We start from the raw sequence: 24532 nt of genomic DNA, 5'->3' as shown, positions 1-24532 counted from the left end.
GGTCAGACGAGCAGTTCCACAACGGGCTGGACGTAGCTTCGGAACACCTCGGGCTGGGAGAGTAGTTCCCTGCTCATGATGATCTTGTCCGGCTCCAGGTACCACGCCCGAGGTTCCGTCAGCGGAAGTTCGATGATGGTCAACGTGAAGTCACGCGACCCGCGGCCCACTTCCAGCAGGCGGTCCTCCACCATGTCGCCGAGGAGTTGCGGGGCGCCGCTGGCCTCGCGTTCCGCTTCGAGCGCTGCGTACTCGGCACGACGCTCCCGTGCCCATGTCAGAGCCGAACCGAAGTGCGCCTGCAGCACGCGCTGAAGAGCCGGAGAGTTGCCAAAGGCCTCGAAGTCCGGCGGCGTCACGTCCGGGGTCATTTGGGGATGCGCCTTGAGCAGCTGCTCCCACCAGGCCTCCCATTCCGTCTTCAGCGCACTGATTCCGCCTACTTCGGATGTGAGGTTGGTGTGGTCCACGGGACGGATTTTGGGTGCCAAATGGCTTAGCGCCGGACGCCCGGCGGAGTTGAGGCCTGCGGCGTCGCGAACATAAAGCGCGATGAGCATGGGACCCGAGGTGTCCATGGTGATTCGCCAGCCAGGACCGCCTGTTTGGTGCATCCGAATGGCCTCCCTTGGCATGTTTACTGTCCCAGTGTATTCCTGATGACTACCCACGTTAATGGCTGGTTGAAGACTAGCCCAGACTCTGCAGATGCGATGACAGGACGTCCCGGCACATCTCTGCTGTCATCCATTCCGGCTGCAGCAGCGCGTGCATCGTCAATCCGTCCAAGGTAGCCAGCAGCCTCTCCGCCTCGGTCACCAGAGCCTGGTGCGCCTCGCCGTCCTCCGATTCTCCGGGGCCCCGGAGTTCCATAATCAGCCAGCCCACGACGGCGGCAACAGCGCGGTGGCTGCGGTCGGCCTCGGCGGCCAGGGAAGGCCTGATGCGGGCGGCATTCTTGAACGCCATCCAGACACATGCGTCCACTGCCCGCTCCTCGTCCAGCGGGAGGAACTGGCCCAGCAGGGTTAACACACCCTCCCCGTGCTCGGGCGTCCCGGGGTGCTGCCGGCTGAGGTGTTCCCGGGCCACGTCCAACCTGCCCGTGATCCTGTCCACCACAACACCAAAGGAATGGGCCAGCAGCTCGTCGCTACTGGCAAAGTAATGGCGAACGGAACCTACCGCCAGTCCGGCCTCGTCAGCCACTTCACGCAGGGACGCCCGTTCCAGCCCGTCCGCCGCGATGATCCTGAAGACTGCTTCGACAACTTCCCGGCGCCGGACTGCGGCATCAACAATTTTGGGCACCCTTATTATTTAGCACAGTTGTGCCGCCAAGGTGTGGGCAACACGGGCGGAAGCCTGGCGAATTGGGATAGCGTTGAGTCCATGAGAATTCTGGTTACGGGCGGCACCGGCTACATCGGGTCCCACACTGTTCTGTCCCTGCAGGAAGCCGGCCATGAGGTAGTGGTCATCGACAACCTGGTCAATTCAAGCGAAGAGTCGCTGCGCCGCGTAACCGAGCTCAGCGGCAAGGAGGCTGTGTTCCACAACGTCGACCTCGTGGACGAGGGGGCTGTTGACGCTGTCTTCGCGCAGGACCGGATCGACGCAGTGATCCACTTCGCCGGGCTCAAGGCCGTGGGCGAATCCGTTCGGGAGCCGCTGAAGTACTACTACAACAACCTCGTAGGAACTCTGAACCTGATCCGCGTCATGGACCGGCATGATGTCCGGTCCCTCGTGTTCAGCTCCTCCGCAACCGTGTACGGCGAGCACAATCCCATCCCCTACGTGGAAAAGATGGAGATCGGCGCCAACAATCCCTACGGCCGGACCAAGGAACAGATCGAGGACATCCTGTCGGACCTCGGAGCCGCGGACAGCCGCTGGCACATCGCACTCCTTCGGTACTTCAACCCGGTGGGAGCGCACCCCTCCGGCCGGATCGGCGAAGACCCCCAAGGCATCCCCAACAACCTGGTTCCGTTTATCGCCCAGGTCGCCGTGGGACGCCGCGAGAAGCTGATGGTCTTCGGCGGCGACTACGACACTCCCGACGGCACCTGCCTGCGTGACTACATCCACGTCGTCGACCTTGCCGAAGGCCACGTCGCGGCCCTCAACCACGTGGCGGACCGTACCGGGGTCTTCCGCTGGAACCTCGGCTCCGGCAAGGGATCCTCAGTGCTGGAGGTGCTGCGTTCCTTCGAAAAAGCCGTGGGCCACGAGCTGCCCTACGAGATCACCGGCCGTCGGGCGGGAGACCTCCCGGCGTTCTGGGCTGATGCCACGTCCGCGCTGGCGGACCTGAGCTGGTCCACCACCAAGACGGTGGACCAGATGTGCGAGGACCACTGGCGCTGGCAGAAGAACAACCCGCTGGGCTATAACTCCTAGCACCGGCACGAACGACGGCGGCCGCCCACCTTCGCAAAGGTGGGCGGCCGCCGTCGTTAGTGCCTAGCTCGCCGGGTAGTTGCGCTCCGGCTCTCCTGTGTAGAGCTGGCGCGGACGGCCGATCTTGGTGCTGGGATCGTTGATCATTTCGCGCCACTGGGCAATCCAGCCCGGCAGGCGGCCGATCGCAAAGAGGACAGTGAACATCTTCTCCGGGAAACCCATGGCCTTGTAGATCAGCCCGGTGTAGAAGTCCACATTCGGGTAGAGCTTGCGCTGGATGAAGTAGTCATCGCCCAGGGCCTTCTCTTCGAGGCGCATGGCGATGTCCAGCAGTTCGTCGTTGCCGCCAAGCTTGCCGAGTACTTCGTGTGCGGTGTCCTTGACGATCCTGGCCCGCGGATCGTAGTTCTTGTACACGCGGTGCCCGAAGCCCATAAGGCGGACGCCGTCTTCCTTGTTCTTGACCTTCTCCATGTAGTCCTCGGGCTTGATGCCCTCGGTCTGGATCTGGCGCAGCATCTTGAGCACTGCCTCGTTGGCGCCGCCATGGGCCGGGCCGAACAGCGCGTTGATGCCTGCGGATACGGAGGCGAAGAGGTTGGCATTGGACGAGCCCACCAGGCGCACCGTGGATGTGGAACAGTTCTGTTCGTGGTCCGCGTGCAGGATCAGGAGCAGGTCCAGGGCCTTGACCATGACCGGATCCAGCTCGTACTGCTCGGCGGGGAGTCCGAAGCTGAGGCGCAGGAAGTTCTCCACGAGGTTCATGGAGTTATCCGGGTAGAGCATGGGCTGGCCGATGCTCTTCTTCAATGCGTAGGCTGCGATGACCGGCATCTTGGCCAGGAGCCGGTATGTGGAAACTTCCACGTGCTCCGCGTTGAAGGGGTCCAGGGAGTCCTGGTAAAAGGTGGAGAGGGCGGACACGGCCGACGACAGTACAGGCATCGGGTGCGCGTCGCGAGGGAAGCCGCCAAAGAAACCCTTGAGCTCTTCATGCAGCAGGGTGTGGCGGCGGATGCGCTGGTCGAAGGCATCCAGCTCGGTGGGCGTCGGCAGGTTGCCGTAGATCAGCAGGTAGGAAACTTCCAGGAAGCTGGAGTGCTGGGCCAGCTGCTCGATCGGGTAACCGCGGTACCGCAGGATTCCGGCATCGCCGTCGATGTAGGTAATGGCCGAAGTGGTGGCCGCGGTGTTCATGAAACCGGGGTCAAAGGCAACGGCGCCTGTCTGCTTCAGCAGTTTGGAAACGTCATAGCCTTCGTTTCCTTCTACAACCTTGATGCGCGGGAGTTCGAGTTCGCCGCCCGCGTGGCGCAGGGTTGCGCTGGTGGTCTCAGTCATGGAGTCTCCTCATGAGGCGTCAGGGCCTCTCTGTAGAAAGCTTGATCCAACCTCCGGTGGAGCCGCCCGAGGAGCCTGCATGGCAGGGATTCCAACGGCCGGGCTGCCTTCTTGTAGAAAGCCACCATTGATAGTCAGTTAAAAAGTACCGCTCCAAGGCAAGGTGACACTAATCCGCTAGTGCCTAAATGCCCCGAAAACGCCCCCGTTGTGTTGCGTGTCACACCATTGTTACGGACCCGTAGCCGCTACGCGCCGGTGGTCAGGCGGCCAACTGCCGCGTCAATCCGCTCATCCGCGGCAGTCAGCGCCACCCGGATGAACCCGTTGCCGGCGTCGCCGTAGAAGACGCCGGGACCCACAACGATTCCGAGTTCGGCAAGCCTGCCCACTGTGTCCCACGTCGCCTCTCCGGCCGTGCACCACAGGTACAGTCCGGCCCTGGACTCGTGGATTGTCAGCCCGAAGGCCTCGAGTGCCGGGACTATCCGTTCCCGCCGCCCGCGGTAAAGGTCCTTCTGTGCCTGTACGTGGGCGTCGTCCCCCAGCGCGACCCGCATGGCTTCCTGCACCGGGTAGGGAACGATCATGCCGGCATGTTTGCGGCTGTTGACGAGGTTGGCCATGATCACCGGATCACCGGCGACGAAAGCTGCACGGTACCCCGCAAGGTTTGACTGCTTGCTCAGCGAATACACCGCAAGGAGGCCGTCATGGGATGGTCCGGCGACGCGAGGGTCCAGGATGCTGGGCACGGGATTGCCGCCGCGCTGGACGTCCCACTCCCCCCAGCCCAGCTCCGCATAGCATTCATCGGAAGCAACCACGGCGCCCGCCTCACGGGCCTGGTCGACTATCCGTTTCAACGACGCGGCGTCACGGACGCTTCCGGTGGGGTTGGCGGGCGAGTTGACCCAGACGAGCCGGACGCGACGCCGTGTGTCGTCATCCAGTTCATCAAGATCGTCGGCGGCGATTGCTTCAGCACCGGCGAACGTCGCCCCGATGTCGTAGGTGGGGTAGGCAACCTTAGGACGAACGACGACGTCACCGGGCTTTAGCCCCAAAAGGAACGGCAGCCAGGCCACAAGTTCCTTGGACCCGACGGTCGGCATCACGTCCCGGGGGTCCAGGCCGGGAACGCCGCGGCGGCGCGCGAACCAATCGGCGATGGCTTCCCGAAGTGCCGGCGTTCCATGCACGGTGGGGTACCCCGGGGCGTCAGCAGCCCGCTGGAGCGCTCCCTGAATCAGGGCGGGCGTACGGTCCACCGGGGTGCCGATGGACAGGTTGACTGCCCCTCCGGGGTGCTCCGCGGCCCTGGCAAGGTACGGTGCCATGGCCTCCCACGGGTAGTCGGGCAGGCTGAGGCCGAAGGTGCGTACGGCAGAGGTCACGCCAGGCGCCTCAGTGATCCTGGTTCTGGGGCGGCAGGGCGGCAATCATCGGGTGGTCGGTGTGAGTATTGCCAACCTTCGCGGCACCGCCGGGAGAGCCCAGATCGTCGAAGAACTCAACGTTGGCCTTGTAGTAGTCGGCCCACTCGTCGGGGGTGTCATCCTCGTAGTAGATGGCCTCCACGGGGCAGACGGGTTCGCAGGCGCCGCAGTCGACGCATTCGTCCGGATGAATGTAGAGGGACCGCTCACCCTCGTAGATGCAATCGACGGGGCACTCCTCAATGCATGCCTTGTCCTTGACATCTACACACGGCTGCGCGATTACGTACGTCACGTCCCTTGCCTCTCCACGTTGGTTCCGGCGTTCGGCCGGATATCACTCCCGGCCTGAGCGCCGGGCTACTGACTTCTGAGCCTATTATCTACCAGCCTGTTCCCGCGAACCTAGCCCGTCATACAAAGCCCCGCGTCATACAAGCCCGGCGTCCTAGTATGGAGTGGTGAATTCGCAGATCCCCACTCCCCGGCAGTTCCTTGAAGGCGCCCCCCTGGGCACCAGGGTGGTGGTGCGTTACAGGATACCGGAGGGCCTGACGGATGCGCTGGGCGACCTGGCGGCGATCAACCAGGCGGAATGCACCGTCCGGACCCGGCGGACCGACGTCGTTATTCCGTTAGCCCTGGTGGTGGCAGCGAAGCCGGTGCCACCGGCACCGGCGCGGCGTGCCCCGCGTACTGCTCCCCGGCCGTAACCCTGGCCCTGGCGCTCCGGACAGGCTTGGCTACACTTTCCCTATGAACCGGCCGGAGCTGGACCCTGATGCGGACGTTGTCGCCAAGGGCCGCGCCCTCAGCTCGCCGCTCCGGCTTCGGATCCTGCGGATGTGCCTGCACCAGTCCCGGACCAACAAGGAGATCGCCGAACTCCTGGACCTCAACCCGGCGTCGAGCCTCCACCATGTCCGGACTCTCGTGCGGACCGGGTTCCTGGTGCCTGGAGAGCGCCGGAAAGGCAAGAGGGGCGCTGTGGAGGTTCCCTACACGGCCAGCCGCACGTCCTGGCATACGCCCGTGGACAATGTGGCTCCGATCCTGATCGAGACGTTCCTGCAGGAGACCAGGGATCTTCCGTCGGAAGACATCGAGGTGTGGCGCCTCGGGGTGAAGTTCAACGCCGAGCACCGGGAGGAAATGCTCGCCAAGCTGAGGGCGGTCATGGAAGAGTACGTCCGGCTCCCGGCCGACGACGACGGCGAGGCCACCTCGCTGATGATCGCCCACCACCGGGACCCGACAGCCGGTTAGCCGGCGCTGAAGCGCGATCAGGCCGGAGGCCGCTGCCTCCGGTAGCGCCGGCACCACAGGAGCATGAGCACGGTTGTGCCAGCGATGCCGTAGATCCAGGTGTTGCCCGGAAGGTCTCCGACGATGAGCCGCTTGCCGGGCTCCAGCATGGACAACCAGCCCGCCAGAACGTAGGCAAGGCCGCCACACACCGCCGTAGGGACGACTGACCGGAAGCCCGCCCCGAGGAGCAGCTGGACCGACCCGAGAAGGACCAGCGCCACCACCGCACCCCAGGGAAGCACGACGCCGGCCAGCATCGATTGGTGGCGGTGCAGTACCGTGCCCGCCGCTGCAACAAAAAGAGCTGCCGGCACGGCGGCGGCGATGCCGCCTGCCATGCCGGCAGCTCTACTGTTCACGAGAGTGATAACCCGAACGTGCCGGGATCAGACCTTGGCGCGGGCGCGGTTGGCCTTGGCACGCTCGTTGGTGTCAAGGATGACCTTGCGGATACGGATGGACTCCGGGGTGACCTCAACGCATTCGTCCTCACGGGCGAATTCGAGGGACTCTTCGAGCGTCAGGTCACGCGGGGGCGTCAGGTTCTCGAAGGTGTCGGAGGAGGCTGCACGCATGTTGGTGAGCTTCTTTTCCTTGGTGATGTTGACGTCCATGTCGTCCGCGCGGGAGTTCTCGCCGACGATCATGCCCTCGTAGACCTCAGAGGTGGGCTTCACGAAGAACGAGCCGCGTTCCTGCAGGTTGATCATGGCGAATGGCGTCACCACACCGGCGCGGTCAGCGATCATCGAGCCGTTGGTGCGGTACTCGATCGGACCGGCCCAGGGCTCGTAACCTTCGGAGATGGAGGCCGCGATGCCGGCGCCGCGGGTGTCCGTGAGGAACTTGGTGCGGAAACCGATCAGGCCGCGGGCCGGAACGATGAACTCCATGCGGCACCAGCCGGTGCCGTGGTTGGCCATGTTGGTCATGCGGCCCTTGCGGGCTGCCATGAGCTGCGTGACGGCGCCGAGGTACTCTTCCGGCACGTCGATGGTCATGTGCTCCATCGGCTCGTGGATCTTGCCGTCGATGGTCTTGGTGACCACCTGCGGCTTACCGACGGTCAGCTCGAAGCCTTCGCGTCGCATCTGCTCAACGAGGATGGCCAGTGCCAGCTCGCCACGGCCCTGGACTTCCCAGGCGTCGGGACGCTCGGTGGGGAGAACCTTGATGGAGACGTTACCGATCAGCTCCTTGTCCAGGCGGTCCTTCACCTGGCGGGCAGTGACCTTGGCGCCCTTGACCTTGCCGGCCAGCGGCGAGGTGTTGATACCGATGGTCATGGAGATGGCGGGATCGTCCACGGTGATCAGCGGCAGCGGCTGCGGGTTCTCGGCGTCGGTCAGCGTCTCACCGATGGTGATGTCCTCGATGCCGGCGACGGCGACGATCTCGCCAGGGCCGGCGGACTCGGCCGGAACGCGGTCCAGGGCCTTGGTGGCCAGCAGTTCGGTGATCTTGACGTTCTTCAGCTCACCGTTGGCGCGTGCCCAGGCAACGGTCTGGCCCTTGCGCAGGGTGCCGTTGTAGATGCGGAGCAGAGCCAGGCGGCCAAGGAACGGGGAGGCGTCCAGGTTGGTGACGTGGGCCTGCAGGACACCGTTCGGGTTGTACGTCGGTGCCGGGATGTGCTCGATGATCGTCTTGAACAGCGGCTCAAGGTCCTCATTCTCCGGAGCCGTGCCGTCGGCCGGCTGCTCGAGGGAGGCGCGGCCAACCTTGGCGGCAGCGTAGACAACCGGGACCTCGAGGATCTTGTCCAGGTCCAGGTCCGGAACTTCGTCGGCAAGGTCGGAGGCCAGGCCCAGGAGCAGGTCCATGGACTCGTGGACAACTTCTTCGATCCGCGCGTCGGGGCGGTCGGTCTTGTTGACCAGCAGGATCACCGGCAGGTGGGCAGCGAGGGCCTTGCGGAGCACGAAACGGGTCTGGGGCAGCGGGCCCTCGGAAGCGTCGACGAGGAGCACAACGCCGTCAACCATGGACAGGCCGCGCTCCACCTCGCCGCCGAAGTCGGCGTGGCCGGGAGTGTCGATCACGTTGATCGTGATGGTCTCGCCCTGGGAGGACGGTCCGTTGTAGGCCACCGTGGTGTTCTTGGCCAGGATGGTGATGCCCTTTTCGCGCTCCAGGTCACCGGAGTCCATGACGCGGTCTTCGAGGTGGTTGTGCTCGGCAAAGGAGTTGGTCTGCTTGAGCATGGCGTCGACCAGGGTGGTCTTGCCGTGGTCAACGTGGGCCACGATCGCGACGTTGCGCAGGTCACTGCGCGATGCAGTGGCTACCGCGGTGTTGGTGGTGGTTTCAGACATGCGTTATTGCTCGATTCAGTGGTGAAGTCAGCTGTGGTATCGCGACATTTCCAACCGGAACGCACGACGGACGAGACCCTTTGGCACAGGGCGCCTTCTACAAGTCTAAGCGCTAGGTCATTTATTGGCCTAAAAACCCCAAATCCACACCCCCGGAGCCCCGTTACCGAAGTGTCACTTGAATGGGATGAATAGTGCGTAAAGTTACTGGATATTCCCACTGCCATGCCTCATGATTACGGAGGTAACAGCCAGCACAGCCCGGAGACCATAGATGCGATTTGCCTCAGCTTTGCCCCGCGTCCTCGCACCTATGATCGTCATCGGCGTCCTGATGGCAGGCTGCGGCCAGGCACCACAAACACCGAACGCCGCTACGGAATCCAATGGTGCCGCTGCAGGCGCCGTGGCGGAGCCGTCAGCCGGCGCCGCTCCGCTGAAGTCGGCATCCGCTCCCCGGAAGTCCGCCGCCGCACCGGTGGCTGCTTCGCCGGGTGAACCGGTGGCGGCAGGTTCCGGAACCAAGGCACAGCTCACCCCGGCGCTCGATCCGGCAACCATGGCCCCGGGATCCGTCTACAAGAACCCTTCGAACGGCCGCAACGAAGTGATCGTGGCGAACATCAAGCGGACCGCCGTACTGATCGGGGATTCCCAATCGGAACCGGAAGCCGGCTGGCCGCGCCAGGGCCTGTCCGCCATGGGCTACAACGTCTTCTTCTGCGGCCGCGGAGGTACCGGGTATGTTGCCTCGAACGGCAAGACCGGCAACTACATTGACGCCCTGCAGCGCGGTGACTGGCAACTCCCCTACGGCTCCCCCGCACTCGTTGTCATCGAGGGCGGCGGAAACGATGCCGCACGTGGAGCAACCGACGCCCAGATCGTGGCCAATGCCGAGCGCCTCATCGCGTCGCTCAAGCAGCGCTACCCGGGATCCAAGTTCGCCATGATCGGTACCCTGGCCCGCGGGGTCAACTATGGCGGGGGGCGCAGATCACAGGTGGATACACTGCTCGGCACCGTCGCAGCCAAGCACGCCATTCCTTTCATCAGCGTCGGGGACTGGCTGACCAAATACGACCTGGCCAAGGAGCTGGCCGATGGCGTGCACATGAACAGCGTGGGCCACAAGGCGCTGGGCACGATCCTGGCCGCACGGCTGAAGGAACTGGGCCTTGAGGCGCCGGCCCAGCCCGCCACCTCGGCGTTGCCGGTCGGTTAGGCCGGCGTTCCGGCTTTCGTCCGCATCTTCCCCACGCAACCCGATAAAGAAGGAGCCGGTGTCCGCCCGCGGGGGACGGACACCGGCTCCTTCCTTGTGCACCTGCAGGTGTCTGCAGGCACCTGCAGGCTAGGTCTGCTCAGGCAACTTCAGGCGGCAGCATGAGCCGCGCACCCGGTATGGCGTTGAGCAGCGCCTTCGTGTAGTCCTTCTGCGGCGCGTCGAAGACGTCATCCGTTGAACCGGTTTCAACCAGCTTGCCTTTTTCCATCACGCACACGTGGTCCGCGATCTGACGGACCACGGCGAGGTCGTGGGTGATGAACAGGTAGGTCAGGCCCAGCCTGGATTGGAGCTCAGCGAGCAGGTTCAGCACCTGTGCCTGGACCAGTACGTCGAGGGCGGAGACCGCCTCGTCGCAGATGATCACTTCCGGATCGAGTGCCAGCGCACGGGCAATGGCAACACGCTGCCGCTGACCGCCGGACAGTTCGTTCGGGTACCGCTGCATGGTGGACTGCGGCAGCGCCACTTGGTCCAGAAGCTCACGGACCTTCTTCTCGCGGCTGGCCTTGTCCCCGATCTTGTGGGTGCGCAACGGTTCCTCGATGGTCCGGAAGATGTTGTACATCGGGTCGAGGGAACCGTACGGATCCTGGAAGATCGGCTGCACGCGGCGGCGGAACGCGAAGATCTCCTTGTTGTTCAGCGTGGACGTGTCCACGCCGTCGAACACGATCTTGCCTGACGTCGGCTGGAGGAGGTTAAGCACCATCTGCGCCACTGTGGACTTGCCGGAACCCGACTCCCCCACAATCGCCGTCGTGGTTCCGCGTTTGACGCTGAACGAGACGTCGTCCACGGCGGTGAAGTCGGTGGACTTCCCGAAGCCGGAACGCAACTTGAACACTTTGCGGAGGTTCTGGATCTGGAGCACGTCTTCGGTCATGGTCGGCTCGACAACCACAGCGTCGCTCGGAGCAAGCAGTTCGTCCGACTCGACGCCGAGCTCCTTGGCCACCTGGATGCGCCGTGAAGCAAGGGACGGGGCTGACGCCACCAGGCGCTGCGTATACGGGTGCTGCGGGTTCTGCAGCAGCTCCAGCGACGGTCCGGACTCCACGACCTGCCCGCGGTACATCACCACCACCTTGTCCGCACGTTCGGCCGCGAGGCCCAGATCGTGCGTAATGAGCAGCACGGCCGTGCCCAGCTCGGTGGTCATCTTGTCCAGGTGATCCAGGATCTGTCGCTGCACGGTTACGTCCAGGGCCGACGTCGGTTCGTCAGCGATGAGCAGCCGCGGCTGGCAGGACAGGCCGATGGCGATCAGCGCACGCTGGCGCATGCCGCCGGAGAATTCGTGCGGGTACTGCTTTGCGCGGCGCGCCGCATCGGGAAGCCCGGCTTCGGAAAGCACCTTCGCGACGTCGTCGGGTCCGCTGGGCAACCCGTTTGCCTTGAGCGTTTCCCGGACCTGGTAGCCGATCTTCCAGACCGGGTTGAGGTTCGACATCGGATCCTGCGGCACCATGCCGATGCTGTTGCCGCGCAGTTCGATCATGCGCTTCTCGGAAGCGTGGGCAATGTCCTCGCCATCAAAGATGACCTGCCCGGCGGCCACCCGGCCGTTACCCGGGAGCAGGCCGATGGCGGCCAGCGCCGTCGTCGACTTGCCGGAACCGGACTCGCCGACAATGGCGACCGTCTCACCGGGCATCACGGTGAGGTGGGCATTGCGGACAGCGTTCACCTCGCCGTTGCTGGTGGTGAAGTTGATCGCCAGATCCTTGATTTCAAGGAGCGGGCGTTCGGCAGTTGCGTCGGCTTCGAAAATTTCGACAGAGGCGTTCATGGCGTCCCCTTTCATCGCTTGCGCGCTTTGGGATCGAGCGCATCCCGCAGGGCGTCGCCCAGCATGATGAAGCTCAGGACGGTGATGGACAAAGCGATGGCCGGATACAGCAGCGGCATCGGGTTGGAGCGCAGGGACGCCTGTGCCGCCTGGATGTCATTGCCCCAGGACATGACGCTTGGCGGGAGGCCGATGCCCAGGAAGGACAGGGTGGATTCGGCCACGATGAACGTGCCCAGTGAAATGGTGGCCACGACGATGATCGGCGCGAGAGAGTTCGGCATAACGTGACGCATGAGTGCACCGAACTTGGAAACTCCCAGCGAGCGGGCGGCCGTCACGAAGTCCGCGTTGCGGACCTCGATCACGGCGCCGCGGGTGATGCGGGCGATTTGTGGCCAACCGAAGGTGACCAGAATCAGCACGAGTGTCCAGGCCGTACGGTTGGCTCGGAACACCGGAAGCTGCATCATCACGATGGCGCCGAGGATCAGCGGCAAAGCGAAGAAGATGTCGTTGATGCGGGCCAGGATGGCATCCACCCAGCCCCCGTAGTATCCGGCGAGGGCACCGGTGATACCGCCGATAAGGAGTACGCCGAGGGTGGTGAAGAGTCCGACGGTCACCGAGGAGCGCGTGCCGAAGATGACACGTGCGTACACGTCGCAGCCCTGCTGTGTGAAGCCGAGGGGGTGCCCGGCCGCCGGTCCGGCGTCGGAGTTGGCCAGCTGGCATGCTTCTGAAGCCGGGTCAATGCCGGAAAAGAGCGACGGGAACAAGGACACGGCCACGACGACCAGGATGAGGAACGCGGAGATCAGGAAGAGCGGCTGCCGGCGCAGGTTCTTCCAGGCCTCGCCCCAAAGGCTCAGCGGGGCCTGGTCCTCCTTGACCTTGTCGGTTGCCTGCAGCGGCGTCTCGGAAAAGTCGGCGACAAAGTGTTCGATGTGCCGCTTTGCCGGTGCGTCAGTGAGTTGGGATGATGCGATGTTCTCAGGCGTCATAGCGGATCCTCGGGTCAAGCCAGGCGTACAGCAGGTCTACAAGCAGGTTGGATACGACGTAGATCAGCACCAGCACGGTGACGATCGAGACAACCGTGGGGCCCTCGCCCTGGGTAACGGCGCGGTAGAGCCGGTTGCCGACACCGGGGACATTGAAGATGCCCTCGGTCACGATGGCTCCGCCCATCAGGGCGCCCAGGTCGGCGCCGAGGAACGTGATGACCGGGATCAGCGAGTTGCGCAGGATATGCACTCGGACCACGCGGAAACGGGACAACCCCTTGGCCGTGGCGGTTCGCACATAGTCGGCGTTCATGTTCTCAATGACGCTGGTCCTGGTGAGGCGCAGGACGTAGGCGAAGGAGCCTAGGCCGAGGACGATCGCCGGCAGGATGAGGTCCTGGACGGTGGCGGCCGAGCTGACCGTCGGCTTGGCCCAGCCGAGCTGCACGCCGATGGTGAACTGCAGCAGGAAGCCGAGCACGAAGATCGGGATGCCGATCACGATCAGGGATGCGACCAGGACGGTCGCGTCGAAGAACTTGCCCTTGCGGAGGCCCGCAATCAGGCCGAAGATGATGCCGAAGGCGGCTTCGAAGATCAAGGCCATGACGGCCAGTCGGGCTGTGACCGGGAAGACCTCGCCCAGCACAGCGGCAATCGGGCGTCCGGAGAAGTCCTGGCCCAGGTCGAAGGTGAAGATCCCCTTGAGGTACAGCACGTACTGGATCCAGAAAGGCTGATCGAGGTGGTATTGCTCCCGGAGTTTCGCCGCCACGGCCTCATTGACCGGCTTGTCGCCGAAGAGAGCCACGATGGGATCACCAGGCAGACTGAAGACCAGGAAGTAGACGAGCAGCGTGGCGCCGAGGAATACCGGTATCAGCTGCAGGAAACGCTTGAGGATGTAGGTCGCCATCAGCGAAGGACACCCCCGTCGGCAGGCATCCCGTCCAAGGATGCGGCGGAGTTGTTCATCAAAGAACCTTTTCACTATGGGTGCAGCCGGCGCCGGTGCAGTCACGGCGGCAGGGCTGCGGAAAGTTCGCCCGAAGAGCCGGGCATCAAAAAATGGATAACGGGTGGAAGCACGACGACGGCGGAGGCCCCGGTGTGGGCGGCCCCCGCCGTCGTTTCAGTTGCTACTTACCGGTGATGTTGTAGTACAGCGGAACGCCGTCCCAGCCGTAGTCGACATTGGTGACCTTGTCGCTCCAGCCGCCCTGGGCAACCTGGTACCACAGCGGGATGGCCGGCAGGTCCTGGAGGAGGATCTCCTGGGCCTTGTTCATGGCCTTGTTGCCGTCACTGACGGAGGAAGCGGCAAGACCTTCAGAGATGGCCTTGTCGAACGCCGGGTTGGCGTACTTGGCGTCGTTGGAACCGGCACCGGTCTTGTAGATCGGTCCGAGGAAGTTGTACAGCGACGGGTAGTCTGCCTGCCAGCCGGCGCGGATGGAGCCGGTGAGCGTCTTGGCGGTGGCGTCGTTGCGGGCTTCCTTGAAGGTTGCGTACGGCTTGCCTTCAACCTTGATGCCGAGGGTGTTCTTGAGCTGGTTGACGACAGCCTCGACCCATGCCTTGTGTCCGCCCTTGTCAGCGTTGTAGGCAATAGTGAAGGTCTTGTCAGCGTCCCACTTCTGGATCGCGTCAGCCTTGGTCCAGGCTTCCTTTGCCTTGGCGGCATCGAAGGTCAGGTTCTCGGAACCCGGGATCGAGTCGCTGTATCCGTCCAGGACGGGAGCAGTGAAATCCTTGGCGGGCTGGCGTGCACCGCTGAAGATGACCTTGGTGATTTCCTCGCGGTTGATCGCCATGGAGATGGCCTGGCGGCGGAGCTTGCCGGCTTCGCCACTCCATTCGGGCAGGTACTCCGGGATGGCAATCGTCTGGTTGCCGGCGTACGGCTTGTTGATGGTGCGGTCGCCGAGGTCAGACTTGAAGTTCTTCAGCGCGCTGGTCGGGATGGTCTGCAGGATGTCCAGGTTGTTGGACAGCAGGTCCTGGTAGGCGGCGTCGTCGTTCTGGAAGATCTTGAAGGTCACGCCGGCGTTCTTGGCCTTGCGCGGGCCGTTGTAGTCCGGGTTCGGAACGAGCTGGATCTGCACATTGTGCTGCCAGCCGCCGTCCGCAAGCTTGTACGGGCCGTTGCCGACCGGCTTTTCGCCGTAGCCCTTAGGGTCCTTCAGTGCCTCCGAGGGGACCGGAACGAAGGCGGTGTAGCCCAGGCGCAACGGCCAGTCGGATTCCGGCTGCGTCAGTTCGACGGTGAAGGTCTGATCGTCTACAACCTTGAGGCCGGACATGGTCTCAACGGTTGAGCCCTCTGCGCTGGCTTCGTCGTAGCCCTTGATGCTTTCAAAGAAGCCACCGCTGAGCTGGGCGTTCTTGGCAGCTGCACCGAAGTTCCAGGAGTCGACGAACGACTTGGCCGTGATGGCCTCGCCGTTGGTGAACTTCTGGTCCTTCTTGATCTTGATGGTGAAGTTCTGGCCGTCCGGTCCTTCGATGGATTCGGCGAGTTCATTGACCGGCTTGCCGCTGGGGTCGTAGCTGACGAGGCCCGCGAAGATCATGTCGATGACTTTGCCGCCGCCGACTTCGTTGGTGTCAGCCGGCATCAGGGGACGCTGGGGTTCGGAGCCGTCGGCGATGATCACCTTGCTGGTGTCACCGCCGGTACTGCCGCTACCGGTTGTGGAGCCGCCTCCGGCACCGCATCCGGTCAGGGCCAGGGCCGCGATGGCAACCATGCCCAGTGCTTTGGAAGTGCGCGAAAAACGCATTCCGCCTCCTATGAGTTGTGGGAGTTGAGTAGGGAAATCTTGTGTTTCCCTGCAGGCCGGGCACAGAGTTGTACTGTGACGTGGCATACACAAGTGAGTAGCCTAACCTCAAAATGTCCAAATAATGGAACTCCGTTGCCAAACTGTAACCGGGTCACAATTTGACCACTAGCGTCAACACCACAGCATTTCAAGTCACATGTTACTCACTGGTATGCTACCCCTGATGTGACGGACGCTACTCCACTCCACTCGCCAGCAACTGTGCCCGCAGCTCCCTCCGCTCACGCTGTTTTTCGGGGTCCGGAAGGGGCACCGCAGCCAGCAGCCGCTGCGTGTAGGCCTCCTGCGGATTGCGCAGAATCTGGTCCCGGGTGCCTTGCTCGACGATCCTGCCCCGCTGCATCACACAGATCCGGTCGGCCAGCACGTCGACCACTGCCAGGTCGTGGGTCACGAACAGGCAGGCAAAGCCGAGGTCCTTTTGGAGGTTCTGGAACAGTTCAAGCACTTTGGCCTGCACGGAGACGTCAAGGGCCGACGTCGGCTCATCCGCAACCATCAGCTTGGGCTTGAGCGAAAGCGCCCTGGCAATGCCCACGCGCTGTTTCTGGCCGCCGGAGAGTTCATGCGGGTACCGGTTGCGGTAGCTCCGCGGAAGCTCGACCTGGTCAAGCAGCGCTTCGATCCGCTTCTGCAGCGCGCCTCCTTTGGCCTCACCGGCAAGGAACATCGGTTCACCGATGCTTTCGCCGATCGGAAGGCGCGGATTCAGCGACGACGACGGGTCCTGGAACACCATGCCGATATGCCGCCGGACCTGGTGCAGCTGTTTGCCGTTTTTCTTTGCGGCGGATATGTCCTGGCCCACCACCCGCATGGTGCCAGCGGCGACTGGAAGCAGTCCCACTGCCGCCCGGCCGATGGTGGTCTTCCCGGAGCCCGATTCGCCCACGAGCCCCACCACCTGGCCCGGGTAGATCACAAGGTTTGCGCCTTCGACTGCCCTGAAGGCCGGTACACGGCCTTGCTTGGGGTACTCGATGGCCACGTCGGTCAGCTCCAGGACCGGTTCGCCCTGGGGCCTTTCCGCTGCCGCAGCGGCAAGCGCCGCAGCGTTCTCGCGTTCGCGCCGGGCCAGTTCCGCGTGGTCCACCGATTCGAGTTCGGCGTGTGTAGCGGCGGCCAGCGCGGCAGTGACGTCCACCTCTTCGCCGGGCTCCGCACCTCCTTGGCCGAGGTGCGGCACTGCCGCCAGGAGAGCCTGGGTGTACTCGTGCCGGGGGTTGCGGAAGACTTGTTCGGCCGTTCCCGTCTCGACAATCAGCCCCTGCCGCATCACGGCGATCCGGTCGGCAAGGTCCGCCACCACGCCCATGTCATGGGTAATCAACACGATGGCGCTGTCCAGCTTGTTCCGGAGGTTGCGCATGAGGTCCAGGATTTCGGCTTGGACTGTCACGTCCAAGGCAGTGGTGGGCTCGTCGGCAATAAGGAGTTTGGGATCGCAGGACAGTGACTGCGCGATCATGGCCCGTTGCCGCTGGCCTCCGGACAACTGGTGGGGGTAGGACCTGAAGGCCTTCTCCGGGTCCGGGAGCTCCACTAGTTCCAGCATCCGCAAGGCACGCTCCTTGGCCTGGTCAGGCGAAACTTCGTTGTGGAGCCGCACCGTCTCCACGATCTGCGCCCCAACTGTGTAAACCGGGTTGAGGGCGGTCATCGGCTCCTGGAAGATCACGGCCACATCCTTGCCGCGGACCTCGCGGATGTTGGCTGCGTTAGCGCCGAGCAGTTCTTTACCGGAGAGCCGGACGCTCCCCGACACCCGGCTGTTGCTGGGCAGGAGGCCCAGAAGGGCCATGGAACTGGCACTCTTTCCGGAACCGGACTCCCCCACAATGGCCAGGACTTCGCCTGCCCTGACCTCGTAGTTCAGGCCGATGGCCGCGGGCACCCACTTCTTGTCCACGCCGAAGTCAACGCTGAGATCGCGGACCTCAAGGACAACTGCGCCCTTGGCGGGTTCCTGCGCCCGGGCGGGGTCCTGGCCCGGGGTGATGTTGTCAGTCATGACGGTTCCCTTCCGCCCAGGCCACGACTGCACCGGAGATTAGTGCTGTGGCCTGGAATCCTGAATTATTAGGGGCATGAGCAGTGTGCCGCACGCCGGAAATGTTGAAGTCTTCAAAGCCCGCACCAACAAGTGGTTCGCGTGGCTGTCCTGGCTGGTCGCAGCCCTCGGCGTGGCCGTCACCGCGGCGGCCGGAGAACCGGCCGCGCTTCTGGGCACAGGCCCGCTGCTGCTCATCGGCTTTCTGGGCTGGCTGCTGTTCTGGATGCCGTCCGTCGTAGTCCACGACGGCGGGATCACACTGGAGAATCCGTTCCGCTCCGTTCACGTCCCGTGGGGCGCCCTCGTGAATGTTGATACCCGGTACGCCCTGACGCTTGTCACGCCGGCCCGGAACTATGTTTCCTGGGCGGCACCTGCACCGGGCATCTGGGGCGGCCGGAACGCCCGTCCCGAGGACCTCAAGGGTCTGCCTTCCCCGACCTACGGGCCGGGAAAGTCCGTGCGTCCCGGGGACCTGAAGACTACGGATTCCGGCCAGGCGGCCCGCCTGGTCCGCGGGCGCTGGGAAGAACTGGTCGAGACCGGCGCCCTGGACGCGGGAAATGCCGAAGCAACGGCTGTCAGGGTGACATTCCGCTGGACGGCCATTGCCGCCACTGCCGTACTCCTGGCCGCCAGCTACTGGGGCGTGGCAGTTCCGTAGGGCGGATGCCCGGACAGGGCGCATTCAGTCGCCCACGGGGCCGTCGGCTGCTGGAGCGGGGGTCTTCCCCGCCTCGGCAGGCTTCACGTCCTTGGCCTTTTTGGCGTTGAACTTCTTCTGCCTCGGATCGAAGGCATCACGGAGTCCGTCACCAATGAAGTTGATGCTGAGGCAGATCAGGACAATGAAGAGGCCGGGGAACCAGAACAGCCAGGGCCGGGTGGCGAATGCTTCCTGGTTTTGTGAGATGAGCAGGCCCAGGGAAGTGTCCGGTGATTTCACGCCGACGCCGAGGTAGCTCAGGGCCGTCTCGAGCAGGATGGCAGCGGACATGGTCAGGGTCACGTTGACGATCAGCACGCCGATGGCATTGGGCAGGATGTGCTTGAAGATGATTCGTGAATTGCTGGCGCCGGAGATGCGTGCCGCGTCAACAAACTCCCGTTCACGCAGGGTGAGGAACTCCCCGCGCATCAGCCGGGCGAGGCCAACCCAGCTGACGAGGCCCAGGAAGATTCCCAGGATCAAGATGCCGTTGCTGGCAGCAAAGCCCGAGAACCAGCCTCCCTGGTCGCGGCGGTTGACGCTCTGGGCCACTACGGCGGCGAGCAGCAGCACGGGGATGATGATGATGACATCGGTGATCCGCATCAGCACGGCTTCGACCCAACCGCGGAAGTAACCGGACAGTCCGCCCACCACGGTACCGAGCAGTCCGGCGATGGTCCCGATGAGGAGCATGATGATGATGGACTGCTGGGCTCCGCGCATTGTCATGGCGAAGAGGTCGCGTCCGATCCGGTCCTGCCCGAACGGGTGCTCGCCCCAGGCAGGCGGCCACAGGGACGCCGTGGGCACGCCGTCGTTGACGAGCGGCGAGACATCCAGGTGGTTGTATTTCCACCAGCCCGGAATTCCGGCCCAGCCGACTGACGTGAACGCCATCAGGAAGATGATGGCAAAGATGACCAGGCCTGCGATGGCTCCGCTGTGGCCCAGGAACCGCTTACGGACTATTTGTCCCTGGCTCAGCCCTTTCGCGTCGGGTTCAAGGGACGCACCCGGCGGCCTGGGGTGCGAGTGCTCGGCGAGGAATTCTTCCTGCTGGGTTGGCTGGCTCATGCCTTAATCCTTACGCGGGGATCGAGTGCGGAATACGCAAGGTCTGCGATCAGGTTGAACACCATCGCGGTCACTGCCACGCAGACGAAGACGCCCATCACGGGGTTCGGGTCCGTGTGCATGATGCCGTCAAGGAAGAGGAACCCCATGCCTCTGACCGAGAACACAGTCTCGGTGATGACGGCGCCGCCGATGAGGGCACCGATATCAAACGCAACGATGGTAGCAATGGGAATCAGGGCATTGCGGAACGCGTGTCCCATCACCACGGACCTTTCGGAGAGGCCTTTGGCGCGGGCTGTCCTGATGTAGTCCATGTTCATGATTTCCAGCATGGACGACCGGGTGAACCTCGTGTAGCTTGCCAGCGAAACCAGGATGAGGGCCATCGTCGGGAGAATCAGGTGGGTGAAGGTGTCCAGGGTCAAAATCCAGAAGTCGCCCTGGATGTTGGGGGTGCCCGCCCCGATGGTGGCGATGGGCCTGCCCCGGACCCTGCTGTTGCTGAAGTAGCTGGGCCACGCCTGCATGAAGCGGTCCATGAGGACGAGTCCACCCACCAGGAAGGCAGTAATGCCCGCGGCGCGCATGGACTGGCCCCGGTCGTAGCCGCCCGTCAGGTAGCCCACCGCTACGCCCACGCCGATTGTCGCGATGCCAAGCAGGACGATCATGATGGCCGTCGCCTGGTTGAGCAGCGGCTGGACTGCGAAGTAAGCCACCACACCAAGTGCCACCACGATCAGCGATGCCTGGAGCGCCTTCCGGTTCTTTAGCCCGGCAACCAGGAGGGTGACGGCGAAGGCGAGGCCCACTCCGGCAATCGCTATGACCACCGGTCCAAGGCCGGGATTCCGGAACCACTGGACAACGGAGAAATAGATCAGGATGAGGCTGACCGCGAGGAACACGATGCCGCCTGAAACGATCCGACGGCGGGCCGCGCCGCCCACGGCGACGCCCACGATCAGGCCCGCGACGGCGCCGATTCCCAAGGCCACCGGCAGCGGAATCTCAGGATTGCGGAGGAAGTCGTTGAAACCGATGGCCCCGTATTCCTTCAGAAGCACCGCAACCCAGAAGATGGGCAGCGAGAAGAACAGGAAGGCCATGAACGTCACGCCGTAGTCCAGGGCACTGTATTGCCGAAGCGCCGTGATGATGCCCAGGGCAATGCCGATAAGGATGGCCAGGATCGTTGCGCCCGTGACAAGTGTCAGGGTTTGCACCAGCGCAAATCCGAGCGCATCGGTAATCGGCTGCCCGGCGATGTTCTTGCCGAGGTCGCAGGAGCTGCCGAAAGGAACCAGGCACCTGGCTGCCCCGCTGAGCCACTTGAAGTACCGGAGGGGTGCCGGGGTGTCCAGGTCGAGGAGCTGGCTGCGCGAGTCCATGAGCTGTTGTTTATTCGGAGCGCTGCTGGCGCGGAACTCCTCCAGCGGATCCCCTGACGACGCTGTCAGGAGATACACGAGGAATGATGCCCCAAGAAGTATAAGTGCGGCCGTAATCAGTCGCCGGACGATGTACGTCACCATGGTGGAAAGCCTCGATATCCGGGCCGGGATCTCACCGGGCCCATCGCTGAATCAGTCCGGCTGCCCGCATGAGGTGGGCGGAGAGCCGGCAGAGTACCGGTGGTGCCGGAGAAGGCGCCGGGACGTTGGTGCATTTGTCCCGGCGCCTTCACCTGCTATCTTGCTCGCTGAGCGGGGGCTTTACTTCTCAGCCCACTCCCAGAAGTTCCACCAGACACCGGTCTGGTTCGGCATGAACTTCACGCCCGTGATCCGGTCACTGTAGGCGTCGACTCCGACGGACTGGAAGAGCGGAAGTCCGTAGGCGGACGCCCAGATCTTCTTGTCGATCTCCTTGCTGAGCTCGTCCTGCTTGCTGCGATCGGTGGTGACGATCAGCTCGTCCATCAGCTTGTCAGCTTCCGGATCGCTGAACTGGTTGAAGTTCGATCCGTTGCCGGTGCGGAAGATCTGAGGTACGCCGGAAACTCCGACACCCGGGTTGATCCAGCCGAAGATGGTGGCATCGTAGCTGCCGTCGCCCAGGGCCTTGCCCCAGTCAGACTTGCCCAGGCCGCCGTCAACGATCTTGAAGCCGGCCTTGGTGGCCGACTCGCGGATCAGGGAAAATGCGTCAACGCGGTTGGGGTTGTCCTTGTTGTACATGATGCGGATCTCAGGCGTCTTGCCGGCGAGCAGCGCCTTGGCGCCGTCGATGTCCACGTCCTGATAAGCGGAAGAACCATTGTTCTTGGCCGAATCAGCGTAGGCCGCCTGGGCCGGAACAAACAGCTGCGAGTCCAGCGGCTTGGCCTCCGGGTCAAGCTTCTTAACAATCTTGTCCACGATGTCCTTGCGCGGAACGGTCTTCATGAACGCCTCACGGACGCTCTTTTCGGCCAGCGGACCCGAGTAGTTCAGGTCGATGTGGTCGTAGGAGAGCTGGTTGCCCTGCTCGAGGGTGACACCCTGGCTTTCGAGCGCCTTGAGCTGCTCAATCGTGTCAGCAGAGGCCTGCGGAGCAATGATGTCCGCTTCGCCGTTCTTGAGTGCCTGCACCTGTGCCGGAGCGGAACCGATGTAGCGGACCGTGATTTCGTCCAGGCTGGCTTCCGGTCCCCAGTTGTAGTCCTTGTTGCGGACCATGGTCAGGGACTGGTCCTGGGTGACGCTCTTGACGATGTACGGGCCGTTGGAGAGGAAGAGGCTCGGATCGGACGGAAGGGTCTTGGTGTCGAAACCGGTGTTCCAGAGATCCGCCATGGCCTTAAGCTTCTCGTCTGCCGGCTTCGGGGCCTTGGGATCGCCCTTCGGCTTTTCCTTCAGGTAGTCCACGAGCGCCTTCGCGTCGGTCAGGCCGGCTTTCTTGGCCAGGACGTGAGCCGCGATGTCGATCCCCGGGCCGCCAAGGATGGTTTCCCAGTCGGCGAAGGGCTTGGAGTACTTGATGGTCATGGAACGGTTGCTGTCACCGATTTCGGGGAAGTCGGTGAGCTTGAGACCGGTGGGATCACCCGCGTAGGAGAAGTAGGACGTGCCCGTCTTCGCTTCGGAGTCGGCATCGTCGTAGTAACCCGAGAAGGCCGCCCACTGCAGCAGGAGGTCGGCCGCGGTGACCGGCGTCCCGTCGGACCATTTCACTCCCTCATTGATGGTGTACTTCACCGTCAGGGGATCGTCGGAAGTCTTTTCCATCTTGCCGAACTTCTCGTTGCGTACAACGTTCAGCTGGTTGTCGATGTAGTAGAAACCCGAGTGGGTGGCATAGCTGATCTTTGAGTTGATGTCCGTGTTGCCATCGGCAGTGTTCGGGTTGAACGTGTTGAACGCGTTCACCTCGACCACAGTGGCTGAACCACCCTGTTTGCCGGCAGTAGCGCTTGACGGGGTTGTCCCGCCGCTGTTGCCGGCGCAGGCGCTGAGAGCTAGCGCGGCAGCAGCCGCGACGCCTACCGCTTTGGAAATACGACCGAAGCGCATTCCGCCTCCTATGTTTCTGTGGTGTTGAAAAGACCGCCGCTGTAGGCGCCGGCCAGACCCGCCCATTCCCCCAGTGAGAATGTGGCTCGTCTCACATGAGCAGTAGCCTAGACCCGAAAAGAATGCGCATGGGACCAAAGTTGCCTGTGGGTAAAGGTTGTTACCGAGCTGCAACAATGGACAGGGGGAACCGTTTTAGTTCTTCAAGAAAGCGGGCGCGCAAAACGCCGCCCCGCGCCGATCCAATGACAACAAAAGCCCCGATTCTCTGGAATCGGGGCTTTCACCGTTAATGCTCAATCACTGACTTTGGAGGCTCCTGCTACACGTTGAAGCGGAACTCCACGACGTCGCCGTCGGCCATGACATATTCCTTGCCTTCGATGCGGACTTTGCCCCGGGCCTTTGCCTCGGCCATGGAACCGGCCTCGATGAGGTCGTCGAAGGAAACAACTTCGGCCTTGATGAAACCGCGCTGGAAATCCGAGTGGATGACGCCCGCGGCCTGCGGTGCGGTGTCTCCCTGGTGGATGGTCCAGGCTCGGGTCTCCTTGGGACCGGCCGTCAGGTAGGTCTGCAGTCCCAGCGTGTGGAAGCCGACGCGCGCCAGCTGGTCGAGGCCGGATTCGTCCTGGCCGTTCATCTCCAGCATCTCGCGGGCCTCTTCCTCGTCCAGTTCCACGAGGTCGGATTCAAGCTTGGCGTCGAGGAAGACGGCGTCCGCCGGGGCGACCATGGCGCGCAGTTCTTCCTGCTTCTCCGGGTTGCCCAGAATTCCTTCGTCCGAGTTGAACACGTAGATGAACGGCTTGGCTGTGAGCAGGCCGAGCTCCTTGAGGTGCTCCATTTCGAGCTTGTCGCTCTTGATCGAGGAGAAGATGGTGTCGCCGCGTTCCAGTACAGCCTGCGCCGCCTTGATGGCTGCCAGTTCAGCCGCGTCGCGCTTCTTGATCTTGACTTCTTTTTCGATCCGGGGAATGGCATTTTCAATGGTTTGAAGGTCAGCCAGGATCAGTTCGGTGTTGATCGTTTCCATATCTGAGCGGGGATCCACCTTGCCGTCGACGTGGATGACGTCGGGGTCATCGAACACACGGACAACCTGGGCAATGGCCTCTGCCTCCCGGATGTTGGCGAGGAACTTGTTGCCCAGGCCTTCGCCCTCAGACGCACCCTTGACGATCCCGGCGATGTCGACAAACGACACCGGAGCGGGCAGCAGGCGCTGGGATCCGAAGACGGCGGCCAGCTTGGCGAGCCGCGGGTCCGGCAGGTTGACCACACCGACGTTCGGCTCGATCGTGGCGAACGGATAGTTCGCCGCGAGCACCTGATTGCGGGTCAGTGCGTTGAAAAGGGTTGATTTGCCGACGTTGGGCAGTCCGACGATGCCAATAGTAAGAGCCACGAGCACTAATTCTACCGGCAAACGGGCCGGGGACCTGCGT

The 24532-nt window shown here is 63.3% G+C and carries 21 protein-coding genes; 5 read left to right on the top strand and 16 right to left on the bottom strand.

Going from position 1 to position 24532, the window contains the following annotated elements:
- Positions 1–2: 2 nt before the first annotated feature.
- Positions 3–614: a hypothetical protein gene (locus ACFVWT_RS03370; RefSeq protein WP_390245207.1), complete on the bottom strand. Its 612-nt coding sequence runs from the start codon at positions 612–614 to the stop codon at positions 3–5.
- 76 nt (positions 615–690) lie between these two features.
- Positions 691–1311 carry a TetR/AcrR family transcriptional regulator gene (locus tag ACFVWT_RS03365; RefSeq protein WP_390245205.1) on the bottom strand — a complete coding sequence of 207 codons (621 nt, stop codon included), beginning with the start codon at positions 1309–1311 and terminating at the stop codon, positions 691–693.
- Positions 1312–1392: 81 nt separating this feature from the next.
- On the opposite strand from ACFVWT_RS03365, the gene galE reads away from it, so the two are divergent.
- On the top strand, positions 1393–2406 hold the full coding sequence (gene galE, locus ACFVWT_RS03360) for a UDP-glucose 4-epimerase GalE (RefSeq protein ID WP_390245203.1): 1014 nt from the start codon (positions 1393–1395) through the stop codon (positions 2404–2406).
- A gap of 63 nt (positions 2407–2469) precedes the next feature.
- Here galE and ACFVWT_RS03355 read toward each other — a convergent pair whose 3' ends face one another.
- The 3 genes from ACFVWT_RS03355 to fdxA all read right to left on the bottom strand — a co-directional run bounded on the left by ACFVWT_RS03355 (position 2470) and on the right by fdxA (position 5487).
- Positions 2470–3753, bottom strand: coding sequence for a citrate synthase (locus ACFVWT_RS03355; RefSeq protein ID WP_043482784.1), 1284 nt, complete (start codon positions 3751–3753; stop codon positions 2470–2472).
- A gap of 248 nt (positions 3754–4001) precedes the next feature.
- Positions 4002–5150 carry a succinyldiaminopimelate transaminase gene (gene dapC, locus ACFVWT_RS03350; RefSeq protein ID WP_390245201.1) on the bottom strand — a complete coding sequence of 383 codons (1149 nt, stop codon included), beginning with the start codon at positions 5148–5150 and terminating at the stop codon, positions 4002–4004.
- A gap of 10 nt (positions 5151–5160) precedes the next feature.
- Positions 5161–5487, bottom strand: a complete 327-nt coding sequence (gene fdxA, locus ACFVWT_RS03345) for a ferredoxin (RefSeq protein ID WP_055796733.1) — start codon at positions 5485–5487, stop codon at positions 5161–5163.
- Between the two features lie 166 nt (positions 5488–5653).
- Between fdxA and ACFVWT_RS03340 the strand changes: the two genes are divergently transcribed.
- Positions 5654–5905, top strand: coding sequence for a hypothetical protein (locus ACFVWT_RS03340; protein ID WP_390245198.1), 252 nt, complete (start codon positions 5654–5656; stop codon positions 5903–5905).
- A gap of 43 nt (positions 5906–5948) precedes the next feature.
- Positions 5949–6458, top strand: coding sequence for an ArsR/SmtB family transcription factor (locus tag ACFVWT_RS03335; RefSeq protein WP_390245196.1), 510 nt, complete (start codon positions 5949–5951; stop codon positions 6456–6458).
- 17 nt (positions 6459–6475) lie between these two features.
- On the opposite strand, the gene ACFVWT_RS03330 is transcribed toward ACFVWT_RS03335, so the two are convergent.
- Together ACFVWT_RS03330 and typA are read right to left on the bottom strand one after the other, a co-directional pair.
- The gene (locus ACFVWT_RS03330) at positions 6476–6838 is read right to left on the bottom strand and encodes a hypothetical protein (RefSeq protein ID WP_390245194.1); all 363 of its coding nucleotides are present in this window, start codon (positions 6836–6838) and stop codon (positions 6476–6478) included.
- Between the two features lie 48 nt (positions 6839–6886).
- Positions 6887–8815 carry a translational GTPase TypA gene (typA, locus tag ACFVWT_RS03325; RefSeq protein ID WP_390245192.1) on the bottom strand — a complete coding sequence of 643 codons (1929 nt, stop codon included), beginning with the start codon at positions 8813–8815 and terminating at the stop codon, positions 6887–6889.
- 274 nt (positions 8816–9089) lie between these two features.
- Between typA and ACFVWT_RS03320 the strand changes: the two genes are divergently transcribed.
- The gene (locus tag ACFVWT_RS03320; protein ID WP_390245190.1) at positions 9090–10040 is read left to right on the top strand and encodes an SGNH/GDSL hydrolase family protein; all 951 of its coding nucleotides are present in this window, start codon (positions 9090–9092) and stop codon (positions 10038–10040) included.
- A gap of 139 nt (positions 10041–10179) precedes the next feature.
- Here the strand turns inward: ACFVWT_RS03320 and ACFVWT_RS03315 are convergent, their stop codons facing one another.
- The 5 genes from ACFVWT_RS03315 to ACFVWT_RS03295 all read right to left on the bottom strand — a co-directional run bounded on the left by ACFVWT_RS03315 (position 10180) and on the right by ACFVWT_RS03295 (position 17759).
- A complete protein-coding gene (locus tag ACFVWT_RS03315; RefSeq protein ID WP_390245188.1) occupies positions 10180–11895 on the bottom strand; it encodes a dipeptide ABC transporter ATP-binding protein in 1716 nt (571 codons plus the stop codon).
- Between the two features lie 11 nt (positions 11896–11906).
- Positions 11907–12899 carry an ABC transporter permease gene (locus tag ACFVWT_RS03310; RefSeq protein WP_390245186.1) on the bottom strand — a complete coding sequence of 331 codons (993 nt, stop codon included), beginning with the start codon at positions 12897–12899 and terminating at the stop codon, positions 11907–11909.
- A complete protein-coding gene (locus ACFVWT_RS03305) occupies positions 12889–13818 on the bottom strand; it encodes an ABC transporter permease (RefSeq protein ID WP_390245184.1) in 930 nt (309 codons plus the stop codon). Before ACFVWT_RS03305 ends, ACFVWT_RS03310 begins: the two co-directional genes overlap by 11 nt.
- A 223-nt stretch (positions 13819–14041) precedes the next feature.
- Entirely contained in the window at positions 14042–15685 is a 1644-nt protein-coding gene (locus ACFVWT_RS03300; RefSeq protein ID WP_390245182.1) for an ABC transporter substrate-binding protein, read from the bottom strand.
- Between the two features lie 238 nt (positions 15686–15923).
- Entirely contained in the window at positions 15924–17759 is a 1836-nt protein-coding gene (locus tag ACFVWT_RS03295) for an ABC transporter ATP-binding protein (protein WP_390245180.1), read from the bottom strand.
- A 76-nt stretch (positions 17760–17835) separates the two neighbouring features.
- On the opposite strand from ACFVWT_RS03295, the gene ACFVWT_RS03290 reads away from it, so the two are divergent.
- The gene (locus ACFVWT_RS03290; protein ID WP_390245178.1) at positions 17836–18465 is read left to right on the top strand and encodes a PH domain-containing protein; all 630 of its coding nucleotides are present in this window, start codon (positions 17836–17838) and stop codon (positions 18463–18465) included.
- 24 nt (positions 18466–18489) lie between these two features.
- Here ACFVWT_RS03290 and ACFVWT_RS03285 read toward each other — a convergent pair whose 3' ends face one another.
- From ACFVWT_RS03285 to ychF, 4 genes are all read right to left on the bottom strand, one after another.
- Complete coding sequence (locus ACFVWT_RS03285; protein WP_390245176.1) at positions 18490–19587, bottom strand: ABC transporter permease; 1098 nt, start codon at positions 19585–19587, stop codon at positions 18490–18492.
- A complete protein-coding gene (locus ACFVWT_RS03280; protein ID WP_390245174.1) occupies positions 19584–21125 on the bottom strand; it encodes an ABC transporter permease subunit in 1542 nt (513 codons plus the stop codon). The genes ACFVWT_RS03285 and ACFVWT_RS03280 overlap by 4 nt, the downstream gene beginning before the upstream one ends.
- Before the next feature lie 180 nt (positions 21126–21305).
- A complete protein-coding gene (locus ACFVWT_RS03275; protein WP_390245172.1) occupies positions 21306–23084 on the bottom strand; it encodes an ABC transporter family substrate-binding protein in 1779 nt (592 codons plus the stop codon).
- Positions 23085–23406: 322 nt separating this feature from the next.
- Complete coding sequence (ychF, locus tag ACFVWT_RS03270; RefSeq protein WP_028269460.1) at positions 23407–24492, bottom strand: redox-regulated ATPase YchF; 1086 nt, start codon at positions 24490–24492, stop codon at positions 23407–23409.
- Positions 24493–24532 lie beyond the last annotated feature (40 nt).

It is taken from the genome of Arthrobacter sp. NPDC058288 (assembly GCF_042880995.1).
In the GTDB taxonomy this organism is placed as follows: domain Bacteria; phylum Actinomycetota; class Actinomycetes; order Actinomycetales; family Micrococcaceae; genus Arthrobacter.
This window is presented reverse-complemented; position numbering and strand designations above follow the sequence as displayed.